Annotated in this window: 10 protein-coding genes; 7 read left to right on the top strand and 3 right to left on the bottom strand. The window is 71.3% G+C overall.

The features are described from left to right. The first annotated feature begins 70 nt into the window (after positions 1-70). From MJ607_RS02755 to MJ607_RS02745, 3 genes are read left to right on the top strand one after another with little or no spacing between them, the layout of a single operon-like run. Positions 71-2,314: a DNA polymerase III subunit gamma and tau gene (locus tag MJ607_RS02755; RefSeq protein WP_243074009.1), complete on the top strand. Its 2,244-nt coding sequence runs from the start codon at positions 71-73 to the stop codon at positions 2,312-2,314. Positions 2,315-2,317: 3 nt separating this feature from the next. Next, positions 2,318-2,911 (top strand): recombination mediator RecR, encoded by a 594-nt coding sequence (recR, locus tag MJ607_RS02750; protein ID WP_243074008.1) that lies wholly within the window; start codon positions 2,318-2,320, stop codon positions 2,909-2,911. After that, entirely contained in the window at positions 2,908-3,843 is a 936-nt protein-coding gene (locus MJ607_RS02745; RefSeq protein WP_243074007.1) for a DMT family transporter, read from the top strand. The genes recR and MJ607_RS02745 overlap by 4 nt, the downstream gene beginning before the upstream one ends. Before the next feature lie 3 nt (positions 3,844-3,846). Here MJ607_RS02745 and MJ607_RS02740 read toward each other — a convergent pair whose 3' ends face one another. Next, positions 3,847-4,335 carry a hypothetical protein gene (locus MJ607_RS02740; protein WP_243074006.1) on the bottom strand — a complete coding sequence of 163 codons (489 nt, stop codon included), beginning with the start codon at positions 4,333-4,335 and terminating at the stop codon, positions 3,847-3,849. 139 nt (positions 4,336-4,474) lie between these two features. Here MJ607_RS02740 and MJ607_RS02735 point away from each other — a divergent pair, with 139 nt between their 5' ends. Beyond that, a complete protein-coding gene (locus MJ607_RS02735; RefSeq protein WP_243074005.1) occupies positions 4,475-5,758 on the top strand; it encodes an aspartate kinase in 1,284 nt (427 codons plus the stop codon). A 323-nt stretch (positions 5,759-6,081) separates the two neighbouring features. Here MJ607_RS02735 and MJ607_RS02730 read toward each other — a convergent pair whose 3' ends face one another. Together MJ607_RS02730 and coaBC are read right to left on the bottom strand one after the other, a co-directional pair. Continuing rightward, positions 6,082-6,294 (bottom strand): hypothetical protein, encoded by a 213-nt coding sequence (locus MJ607_RS02730; protein WP_243074004.1) that lies wholly within the window; start codon positions 6,292-6,294, stop codon positions 6,082-6,084. Then, on the bottom strand, positions 6,291-7,511 hold the full coding sequence (coaBC, locus tag MJ607_RS02725; RefSeq protein ID WP_243074003.1) for a bifunctional phosphopantothenoylcysteine decarboxylase/phosphopantothenate--cysteine ligase CoaBC: 1,221 nt from the start codon (positions 7,509-7,511) through the stop codon (positions 6,291-6,293). Before coaBC ends, MJ607_RS02730 begins: the two co-directional genes overlap by 4 nt. Positions 7,512-7,576: 65 nt before the next feature. On the opposite strand from coaBC, the gene MJ607_RS02720 reads away from it, so the two are divergent. From MJ607_RS02720 to MJ607_RS02710, 3 genes are all read left to right on the top strand, one after another. Continuing rightward, positions 7,577-8,299 carry an NRDE family protein gene (locus MJ607_RS02720; protein WP_243074002.1) on the top strand — a complete coding sequence of 241 codons (723 nt, stop codon included), beginning with the start codon at positions 7,577-7,579 and terminating at the stop codon, positions 8,297-8,299. A 120-nt stretch (positions 8,300-8,419) separates the two neighbouring features. After that, positions 8,420-9,490 carry an aspartate-semialdehyde dehydrogenase gene (locus tag MJ607_RS02715; protein WP_243074001.1) on the top strand — a complete coding sequence of 357 codons (1,071 nt, stop codon included), beginning with the start codon at positions 8,420-8,422 and terminating at the stop codon, positions 9,488-9,490. Positions 9,491-9,752: 262 nt separating this feature from the next. Further along, positions 9,753-11,225, top strand: a complete 1,473-nt coding sequence (locus MJ607_RS02710) for a malate:quinone oxidoreductase (RefSeq protein WP_308193788.1) — start codon at positions 9,753-9,755, stop codon at positions 11,223-11,225.

Below are 11,225 nucleotides of genomic sequence, written 5' to 3'. Positions count from 1 at the left end.
CGGGGCGATGCGCCCGGATCGACTCCGATCGACCCGGCGCGGTGTCGGCCGCTCACCGTAGGCTGGACCGGTGACCACAGCCCTCTACCGCCGGTACCGTCCTGAGGCGTTCGGCGAGATGATCGGGCAGTCGCAGGTGACCGATCCGCTCATGACGGCACTGCGCAGCGACCGCGTGGGCCATGCGTACCTGTTCTCGGGTCCGCGCGGCTGCGGCAAGACGACGTCGGCGCGCATCCTGGCACGCTGCCTCAACTGCGCCCAGGGCCCGACCGACACGCCGTGCGGCACGTGCGACAGCTGCGTCGAGCTGGGCCGCGGCGGGGGCGGATCGCTCGACGTCGTCGAGATCGACGCGGCCTCGCACAACGGCGTCGACGACGCGCGAGACCTGCGCGAGCGTGCGATCTTCGCGCCCGCCCGCGACCGCTTCAAGATCTTCATCCTCGACGAGGCGCACATGGTGACGCCGCAGGGCTTCAATGCGCTGCTCAAGCTCGTCGAAGAGCCGCCCGATCACGTCAAGTTCATCTTCGCGACGACCGAGCCCGAGAAGGTCATCGGCACGATCCGCTCGCGCACGCACCACTACCCGTTCCGGCTCGTGCCGCCGGGCGCGATGCTCGAATACGTACAGTCCCTGTGCGACACCGAGGGGGTGACCGTCGCGCCCGGCGTCCTGCCGCTCGTCGTGCGCGCCGGCGGCGGCTCGCCGCGCGACACCCTGTCGCTGCTCGACCAGCTGATCGCGGGGTCCGAGGGGCCGACCGTGACGTACGAGCGCGCCGTCGCGCTGCTCGGCTACACGCATGCCGAACTGCTCGACGAGGTCGTCGACGCGTTCGCCGCGACCGACGCGTCGGCCGCGTTCGCCGCCGTCGACCGCGTCGTCCAGACCGGTCAGGACCCGCGGCGCTTCGTCGACGACCTTCTCGAGCGGCTGCGCGACCTCATCATCGTGAGCGCGACCGGCGATGGGGCGGCGGCAGTGCTGCGCGGCGTCTCAGCCGAGGAGCTCGAGCGCATGGGGGGTCAGGCGACGGCGTTCGGCGCCGGCCGCCTCTCGCACACCGCCGACCTCGTGATCGCGACGCTCGACGACATGACGGGGGCCACCTCGCCGCGCCTGCAGCTCGAGCTCATGGTCGCGCGCGTGCTCGCCGCGACAGGGACCTCGGCGCCGGCCGCGCCCGCTGCTGTGCCTGCCGCGGCCTCGAGTGCTGCTCCGGCGCCTGCTCCTCCCCCTGTCGCGAGCCAGGCGGCCGCGCCCGCGTCGGTGCCGCCTGCCGCGGCCGGCGCGGGGCCTGCCGCGCCCGCTGCGGGGCCTGCCGCGCCCGCTGCGGCGGTCCCCGAGCCTGCCCGGACGGTTCCCGAGCCTACCGAGGGGTGGGCCCCCGCACGCCCGGTCGCACCGGCTCCCGCGGCCCCGGCGCCCGAGCCTCCCGTTCCGTCCGGCCCCGTCACGCTCGAGCGCCTGCGCGACGCGTGGCCCGGCATCCTGTCCCGACTCGAGACGATCAGCCGCTCGTCGTGGATGCTCGCGGTCACCGCCTCGGTCGTCGCACTGGAAGGCGACGTGCTGACGCTGTCGTTCACGAGCGAGAAGGACGTCGCGAAGTTCAAGCAGCTCTCTGCCGGCGCGGGGCCCAGCGAAGACCTCCGCGGCGCGATCCTCGCGGCGCTCGGCCTGCGGGTGAAGTACATCGCCCGCTTCGAGCCCGCTCGAGGTTCTGGCCGGTCCGGCGGCGACGACCGCTCAGGTGGGTCCGGCCCAGGATCCGGCTCCGGCGGCGGCTCACCCGCGCCGCGCGCCGGTCGCGGCGAGAGCGGCGCGGATCGCCCGGCGCCTGCCCGCGCGTCCGCCGCGCCTGTGACCGAGTGGGCGGTGGCGCCGATTCCGGATGCCGCGCCCCCCGCCGGCACCGCGCCCGAGTCGTCCGTGCCCGCACCAGCCGTCGGGCAGTTCGCCATCGACGACGAGCCCGAGGATGCCGCGACCGAGGCCGCGCGCCTGCGCACCGCGACGCTCGCGCCCGTCCGGGAGGGCGACGTGCTCCCGGCGGAGGATGTCGCACCTTCGATCGAGCTCGACGAGGACGACGACGAGCCCGAGCCGCCGGCATCCGTCGACGCCCCGGTCCCACCCGTCATCGCGCCCCCGCTGTCGGCCCCCGTCCAGGGCACCGCGCCGCGCGCGCAGCAGGGCAGCCGTCCCGGTCAGCCGCAGCGCTACGGCGAGGCTGTCGTGCGCCAGGTGCTCGGGGCGACGTTCGTCCGCGAAGAGCCCTACGAGCCGCCCACGAGGTTCAGCTGACCCATGTACGACGGCATCGTCCAAGACCTCATCGATGAGTTCGGTCGGCTTCCGGGCATCGGCCCGAAGTCGGCCCAGCGCATCACGTTCCACATTCTGCAGACTCCGAACTTCGACGTCTCGCACCTCGCGCAGCTGCTCGCCGAAGTGCGTGAGAAGGTGCGCTTCTGCGAGATCTGCGGCAACGTCTCCGAGCAGGACCGCTGCTCGATCTGCCGCGATCCGCGCCGCAACGAGACGCTCATCTGCGTCGTCGAGGACGCGAAGGATGTCGCGGCCATCGAGCGCACGCGCGAGTTCCGCGGGCTCTACCACGTGCTCGGCGGGGCGATCAGCCCCATCGCGGGCATCGGACCCGACGACCTGCGCATCACGCAGCTCATGCGACGGCTCCAGGACGGCACCGTGCAAGAGGTGATCCTCGCGACGAACCCCAACCTCGAGGGCGAGGCGACGGCGACCTACCTCAGCCGTCTGCTGCACACGCTCGAGATCACCGTGACGCGGCTCGCCTCCGGGCTTCCCGTCGGCGGCGACCTCGAGTACGCCGACGAGGTCACTCTCGGCCGAGCCTTCGAAGGGCGCCGCACGCTGTGAATCCCGCCGCGTCGACGCGGTTCAGCACCAAGGGATGGGTGCTGTTCGCGATCATGGCCCTCGTCTGGGGCCTGCCATATCTCTTCATCAAGGAGGCCGTCGACTCGTACTCGCCCGCGGCCGTCGTCGCCGGGCGAACACTCATCGGGGCGCTGATCCTCCTCCCCATCGCGCTGCATCGGCGCGCGCTGCGGCCCGCCCTGAAGTTCTGGCCCTGGGTGCTCGCGTTCGGCGCGATCGAGATGGCGGGCCCGTTCCTGCTGCTCGGCCACGCCGAGCAGACGCTGCCCTCGGGCCTGACGGGCCTGCTCGTCGCGACCGTGCCGCTGTTCGCCGCCGTCATCGCGTTCACGCGCGGCGACAAGGGCGTACTCCGCCCCGCGCGCGCCGGGGGACTGCTCATCGGCTTCGCGGGAGTTGCGGTCATCGTCGCGGGGCCGGGCCTCGCGGCCGGCGGCGCGACGAGCCTGCTCGCGGTCGGCGAGCTGCTGCTCGTCGCGCTCTGCTACGCGATCGCGCCGTTCATCGTCGCGACGAAGCTCAAGGACGTCCCCGCGCTCGGCACGATCACCCTGTCGCTCTTCGCCGTCGGCCTGTTCTACCTGCCGATCGGCCTGCTCACGCAGCACGAGCCGCCGACGGCGCGCAGCACGATCTCGCTCGTGGCCCTCGGGGTGATCTGCACGGCCGTCGCCTTCGTCGCGTTCTTCGCGCTCATCGCCGAGGTGGGCCCCGTACGGGCGCCGCTCTTCACCTACGTCAACCCCGTCGTCGCGATCGTGCTCGGCACGATCCTGCTCGGCGAGGAGATCAGCGTCGGCCTGCTGATCGGCTTCCCGCTCGTGATCCTCGGCTGCTGGCTCGCCGCGACGGGCGGGATCGTCCGATCGCGCAGGACGCAGCCCGAGCTGTCCGAGCCGACGATCAGCTGAGGTTCAGCGCAGCACCTCGACGAGCGCGACCCACGAGATGATGATCGCCGTCGCGATCGCGGCGAGGCACCCGACGGCCGCGAACACGAGCCCCGCCGGATGACCGACGAGCACGAGCACGCCCGCGGCGAGATAGGCGAGCAGGGGCAGGCCTCCGACGGATCCTTTGAGGAACCGCTGGCGGTTGCGGTGGTCGCGATCCCCGAACACGACCCGTGCGGCGTGCACCTGGAAGACCGCGGCGACGAGCGTCGCGACCGTGAGGACCGCCCCGTACCAGGCCATCGAGATCTCGGGCACGAGCCCCAGCCCGGATGCCGTGATGGCGAGCACGAGGGTCGCGATCCCGGCCGCGAGCCGCGCGGTCACGGACCGGGCCTTCACGACCTGGGTGATGTTGACGCTCGCCGCGACGATGACGAGCCCTGCGAGCGCCGCGGCGGCCCCGGCCATCGCGATGTTGAACTCGCTCCACGATGCGAGCTGATCCATGCTCGCAGGCTACTGGCCCGGAGAGCACGTCACATGATCGGTCCGGCATGGACTCTCCGTAAGATGGACCGTTGGGGCGCGGCATCCGTCGGTCCTCCGCCGTGTATCGACCGGCGGCGCATACCCGGGAGTTTCCAACGTGGCGCTGATCGTCCAGAAGTACGGCGGGTCGTCCGTCGCCGACGCGGAGAGCATCAAGCGGGTCGCGAAGCGCATCGTCGACACCCGTCGCGCCGGCCACGACGTCGTCGTCGCCGTGAGCGCGATGGGCGACACGACCGACGAGCTGCTCGACCTCGCGGGCCAGGTGGCCCCCATCCCGGCACCGCGTGAGCTCGACATGCTGCTCTCGAGCGGAGAGCGCATCTCGATGGCGCTGCTCGCGATGGCGATCCACTCGATGGGCTTCGAGGCGCGCTCGTTCACGGGCAGCCAGGCCGGCATGATCACGACGGCCGACCACGGCTCGGCCCGCATCGTCGACGTCACGCCGATCCGCCTGCGCGAAGCGCTCGACGAGGGCGCGATCGTCATCGTCGCGGGCTTCCAGGGCTTCAATCGCGACACGCGCGACATCACGACCCTCGGCCGCGGCGGATCCGACACGACCGCCGTCGCCCTCGCAGCGGCGCTCGAAGCCGACGTGTGCGAGATCTACAGCGACGTCGACGGCATCTTCACGGCCGACCCCCGCGTCGTCCCGAAGGCCCGCAAGCTCGGCACCGTCTCGAGCGAAGAGATGCTCGAGCTCGCCGCGAACGGCGCGAAGGTGCTGTACATCCGCGCCGTCGAGTACGCACGCCGCCACGGCGTGCTCATCCACGCGCGCTCGACGTTCAGCCCGAACGTCGGAACCTATGTGCTCGGCCCGGGGATGACCCGCCCCGACGGCGAAGGAGAAGTCATGGAAGAGCCCATCGTCGCAGGAGTCGCCACCGACCTCGGTCAGGCGAAGATCACCGTCGTCGGCGTCCCCGATGTCCCCGGCAAGGCCGCGGAGATCTTCAAGGTCGTCGCGAAGTCCGGTGCGAACGTCGACATGATCGTGCAGAACGTCTCGGCAGCCGCGACCGCGCGCACCGACATCTCGTTCACGCTTCCGAAGACGGATGCCGCGACGGCACTCCGTGCCCTCTCGGGCGACCAGGACGAGATCGGCTTCGAGAGCCTCATCCACGACGACCAGATCGGCAAGCTCTCGGTCGTCGGTGCTGGCATGCGCACGCACTCGGGCGTATCGGCGACCCTTTTCGAGGCGCTGTCGATCGCGGGCATCAACATCGAGATGATCTCGACCTCCGAGATCCGCATCTCGGTCGTCGTGCGCGGCGACGACCTCGCCGAGGCCGCACGCGTCGTCCACCGCGCCTACGGTCTCGACGGCGACGCCGACGCGGTAGTCCACGCCGGCACCGGTCGCTGAGTATCGCGGAGCCGCGCTGCGTGCCCGGCGCCTGTTCGCCCCGCGGCCGAGCTGCGGCTTCGATTCACCCTGAACCTCCTCACGCAGGCTTCGCGGGGTGACTCGTCGACGGCTGCGTGGGGAGGAAGCGCCACTGCTTCACCCTGAACGCGGCGGGGCCCGGCTGTGTCGGGTGACTTGCGGTCGGCTCCATGAGCCGGTGGCGACGCTGGTTCACCCTGAAAGCGGATGGCGCCGGCTGGTGGGGTGACATGGGGTCGGCTCAGCGGCTCGGAGACGGCAGGAGCTCACCCCGAACATGGCCCCAACATGGGCGGGCGAGGTCAGCCTGAGAACGCCAGCCCGCGCTCGGCGAGGGCCGTCTCGAGGATCGCGATCGCCTTCGGCCCGACACCGTGCAGCGCGAGCAGGTCGCCGCGCGTGCGCGCCGCGACGCCGTCGAGCGACGTGATGCCCGCGAGCAGGAAGGCGCTCGCGGCGGGGCGTCCGATCCGCGGCAGGTCGCCGATCTGATCGGGACCGCCGCGCGTGCTCACGCCTTCGCCGTGCCGCGCACCGCGAGGACCGAGTCCCACAGGGCGTCGGCAACGTCGCGCTTGGTTCCGGATGCCTCGGCCGTTACCTCGTCGCGGGCATCCACGACGAGGATGCGGTTCTCGCTCGCCTCGAAGCCCTTGCCCCACCCGACCTCGTTGACGGCGAGCAGATCGACGCCCTTGCGGCGCCGCTTGCGGCGCGCGCGGTCGAGCAGCTCCGCGGCATCCGTCGCCGTCTCGGCCCCGAATCCGACGATCGTCTGGCCGTCGCGACGCGCCTGGACGAGTCCCGCGAGGATGTCGTCGTTCTCGACGAGCTGGAGGGTCTGCAGCTGCCCGTCCTCCTTGCTGAGCTTGTGGTCGGCGACCTCGGCGACGCGGTAGTCGGCGACCGCCGCGACCATCACGACGACGTCGGCGTCGGCGGAGGCGTTCCGCACGGCCGTGCCGAGCTCGGCGGCGGTGCCTGCGCGTGAGATCTCGATGCGGGGATGGATGGATGCCGCCGCCAGCACGCCCTCGTCGACGTGCGCCGCGACGAGCCGCACATGCGCGCCGCGCGCCGCCGCCGCGAGAGCGACCTCTGCCCCCTGGCGTCCGCTCGAGCGGTTGCCGAGATACCGGACGGGGTCGATCGGCTCGCGCGTGCCACCCGTCGAGATGGTGACGGTGAGGCCCGCGAGATCGCCGCCCGACGTCACGACTGCGAGCGCGGATGCTGCGATCTGCTCCGGCTCCGACATCCGTCCCGGTCCGCTGTCGCCGCCCGTGAGCGGACCGTCCGCGGGGCCGACGACGACGACGCCGCGACTGCGGAGGGTCTCGATGTTCGCGACCGTCGCGGGGTGCCGCCACATCTCGGTGTGCATCGCGGGGGCGACGACGACGGGGGCGTTCGTCGCGAGGAGTGTCGTGCCCAGCAGGTCATTCGCGAGACCCGCGGTCATCGACGCGAGGGTGTTGGCGGTCGCGGGCGCGACGATCACGAGGTCCGCCTTGCGGCCCAGGGCGACGTGCCGCACTTCGGAGACGTCCTCGTGCACCGATGTCGTGACGGGGTGCCGGCTGATCGCCTCCCACGTCGTGAGGCCGACGAAGCGCAGCGCGTCCTCGGTCGGGATGACGTGCACGTCGTGGCCCTCGAGCACGAGCAGCCGCACGAGGTGCGCCGTCTTGTAGGCGGCGATGCCGCCCGTCACGCCGACTACGATGAACATTCCCCGATCCTCCCACGCCCCGTTGCGGCGCGGCGCGGTCGGTTCGCCGCGAGAAAGCCACGCTCATGTGCACCGTCATCGTCCACGTGCCCGAGAGTCCCGACGAGCCCACGCGGCTGCTCGCCGTCCGCGATGAGGACCCCGCACGGGCCTGGGATCCCCTCGGCGACTGGTGGCCGCAGGCGTACCCGGGCGTCGTCGGCGTCCGCGATGCGCGGGCGGGCGGTGCGTGGCTCGCCGCCGACGCCGACCGGCGACGCCTCGCGGTGCTCCTCAACCGCGCCGACGAGGTCGATGTGCCCGAGAGCGAGGTCGTCTCGCGCGGGGGAGTCGTGCTCGAGTCGGTCGCGGGACGGCGCCCCGGCGAGCATCCGCACACCCACGGATTCAACCTCGTCGAGGTCGAGGGCCCGCGCGTCGCCGTCACGACGTGGAACGGGGTCGAGTCCCGCACGGTCGACCTCGCGCCGGGCACGCACATGATCGCGCACGACGACGTCGACGACGACACGACGCCGCGTATCGCACGGTGGCTCGAGACGTTCGCCGAGACGCCGGGGCAGGCCGCGGCATCCCTCGACTGGTTCTCGCCCTGGCTCGCGCTGCTCGAGCGGTCGTCGTCGCTCGAGCCGACGGACGACGACGCGATCATCCGCGACAACCGTCCGCTCGGCTATCCGACGCTGTCGCTGCTCGTGTGCATCGCGTCGATCGGCCCCGCCGGCGTCGACCTCGCCTACGGCGCGTTCGACGAGCCGGGACGCTGGAACGCGCTCCCGCTCACGTAGCCGCCGGCCGTCCGCGCAGTCACACGGAGGTCCCCTCCCGTGCCGGGCCGGTAGAATCGGGCAAACCCCGCGCTCGGCCCCTGCCTTCGCGCGTCGCCGCATCACCCCGAGGATTCCCGCATGACTCGCATCTCAGACTCCGGACTCTCCGTCGCCGTCGTGGGCGCCACCGGCCAGGTGGGCACGGTCATGCGCGAGATTCTCGCGGAGCGCTCGTTCCCGATCCGGGAGCTGCGCCTGTTCGGCACGGCGCGCTCTGCGGGAACGTCGGTCGAGTTCGCGGGCGAGACGATCGTGATCGAGGATGTCGCGGACGCCGATCCCGCAGGCATCGACATCGCGCTCTTCTCAGCGGGTGCGACGGGCAGCCGCGCGCACGCCCCCCGCTTCGCCGAGGCCGGCGCCGTCGTCATCGACAACTCGAGCGCGTGGCGCAACGACCCCGAGATCCCGCTCGTCGTGAGCGAGGTCAACCCGCACGCGATTGCGCAGGCGTACCGTGGCATCATCGCGAACCCCAACTGCACCACGATGGCCGCGATGCCGGTGCTCAAGGTGCTCGACACCGAGGCGGGTCTCGAGCGCCTCATCGTGTCGACCTACCAGGCGGTCTCGGGCTCGGGTCTCGCGGGTGCGCAGGAGCTGCTCGGCCAGATCGAGGCCGTCGTCGCCCAGCCCAACGCGATCGACCTCGTGCGCGACGGCTCGGCCGTGAAGTTCCCCAAGCCCGAGAAGTACGTCGCGCCGATCGCGTTCGACGTCATCCCGTTCGCGGGCAGCCTCGTCGAGGACGGCCTCAACGAGACCGACGAAGAGAAGAAGCTCCGCAACGAGAGCCGCAAGATCCTCGAGCTGCCCGACCTGCGCGTCGCAGGCACGTGCGTGCGCGTCCCCGTCTTCACGGGCCACTCGCTCTCGATCCACGTCGAGTTCGCGCGCGACATCACGCCCGAGCGGGCGCGCGAGCTGCTCGCCGTGGCGCCGGGCGTCGCGCTCGAAGAGGTGCCCACGCCGCTGCAGGCCGCCGGCTCCGACCCGAGCTATGTCGGCCGTATCCGCGCCGACCAGTCGGCTCCCGAGGGCAAGGGCCTCGTGCTCTTCATCTCGAACGACAACCTGCGCAAGGGTGCGGCGCTGAACGCCGTGCAGATCGCCGAGGTCGTCGCGGCGAACCTCGGCGTCTCGGCCTGACGCCCGCCGCCGGCGGCCGCCCGGCCGTCGCTCGCCCGATACCGCTCGACCCGGCATCGTCATGCCGTCACACCCGCCGCGCGCGAGCACCACGGCGGGGATTCTCGCCGACACCCCGGCATCCGTTCCCACTCTTCGACGTGTCACGCGCGATTCCCGCAGCCGTGCCCGGTTTGCCGCAGCGGTAAGAACCGCAGAGTTTGACGGATGCCGGACCCCCGCATCGGGCGGGAGGCCCCGGCGCGCCGCCTAGGATTGACAGGTGACCGAGACCGTCGATGTCGTGCTCATCGGTGGCGGCATTATGAGCGCCACCCTGGGTACCCTCCTCTCCGAACTGCAGCCCGACTGGAAGATCGTCGTCTACGAACGACTCCACGACGTGGCGCTCGAGAGCTCCAACGCGTGGAACAACGCGGGCACGGGCCATGCCGCCCTGTGCGAGCTGAACTACATGCCGGAGGCGTCCGACGGCACCGTCGACCCTGCAAAGGCGATCTCTATCAACGAGCAGTTCCAGCAGAGCCGGCAGTTCTGGTCGTCGCTCGTGGACCGCGGCGTGCTCGACGCTCCCCAGACGTTCATCAACACGGCGCCGCACATGACGTTCGTGCGCGGTGAGAAGGATGTCGAGTACCTCCGCAAGCGCTACGAGGCGCTCAAGAGCGAGCCCCTGTTCTCGGGCATCCAGTTCAGCGACGACTCGCGCGTCATCAACACGTGGGCGCCCCTGCTCATGCAGAAGCGCCGCGCGGGCGAGCCGTTCGCCGCGACGCGCGTGCCGGCGGGCACCGACGTCGACTTCGGCGCGCTCACGCACCAGCTGTTCGACGGACTGAAGGAGCGCGGCGTCGACGTCGTGACCAACCGCGAGGTGCGTCGCATCAAGAAGCAGAGCGACGGCACGTGGCTGCTGAAGTGGCGCAACTCCGTCGGCCGCACGCCGGGCCAGATCAAGGCGCGCTTCGTCTTCGTCGGTGCGGGCGGCTGGGCTCTCAAGCTCCTGCAGCGCTCCGGCATCCCCGAGATCAAGGGCTACGGCGTCTTCCCGATCGGCGGGCAGTTCCTCAAGACGACCGACCCGTCGCTCGTCGCGCAGCACAAGGCGAAGGTCTACTCGCAGGCCTCCGTCGGCGCGCCGCCCATGTCGGTGCCGCACCTCGACACGCGCGTCGTCGACGGCGAGGCATCCCTCCTCTTCGGTCCGTTCGCGACGTTCAGCCCGAAGTTCCTCAAGAACGGCTCGATGCTCGACATCGTGACGCAGGTGCGTCCCGGCAACCTCTGGCCCATGATCAAGGTCGCCGTGGACAACCCGAGCCTCATCACCTACCTCGTCGGCGAGCTGCTGAAGAACCACAGCCGCAAGGTCGACAGCCTCCGCACGTTCGTGCCCACGGCGAAGGACGGCGACTGGGAGCTCATCCAGGCCGGTCAGCGCGCGCAGGTCATGAAGAAGGACGCCAAGAAGGGCGGTGTGCTGCAGTTCGGCACCGAGGTCGTCACGGCGAAGGACGGCTCGATCGCGGGACTGCTCGGCGCATCCCCGGGCGCCTCGACGGCGGTCTCGATCATGCTCGGGCTGCTGAAGACGTGCTTCCCGGACGACATCGCGCGTTGGGAGCCGACTCTCAAGCAGCTCATCCCGAGCTATGGCGAGACGCTCAACCCGCGACCCGAGGTCGCAGAGGAGACCCTCGCCGAAACGGCCGAGACGCTCGCCCTCACGGCCTGA

Source organism: Microbacterium sp. SS28, assembly GCF_022761035.1.
Taxonomy (GTDB): Bacteria; Actinomycetota; Actinomycetes; order Actinomycetales; family Microbacteriaceae; genus Microbacterium.
The sequence above is the reverse complement of the archived record's forward strand: the minus strand, read 5'-3'. Positions and strand labels throughout refer to the sequence as shown.

Bases quoted from the DNA above. Each gene is read 5' to 3' on its own strand.
- MJ607_RS02740 (WP_243074006.1), bottom strand. From the start codon at position 4,335: ATGGATCAGCTCGCATCGTGGAGCGAGTTCAACATCGCGATGGCCGGG.
- MJ607_RS02720 (WP_243074002.1), top strand. From the start codon at position 7,577: ATGTGCACCGTCATCGTCCACGTGCCCGAGAGTCCCGACGAGCCCACG.
- MJ607_RS02715 (WP_243074001.1), top strand. From the start codon at position 8,420: ATGACTCGCATCTCAGACTCCGGACTCTCCGTCGCCGTCGTGGGCGCC.
- recR (WP_243074008.1), top strand. From the start codon at position 2,318: ATGTACGACGGCATCGTCCAAGACCTCATCGATGAGTTCGGTCGGCTT.
- coaBC (WP_243074003.1), bottom strand. From the start codon at position 7,511: ATGTTCATCGTAGTCGGCGTGACGGGCGGCATCGCCGCCTACAAGACG.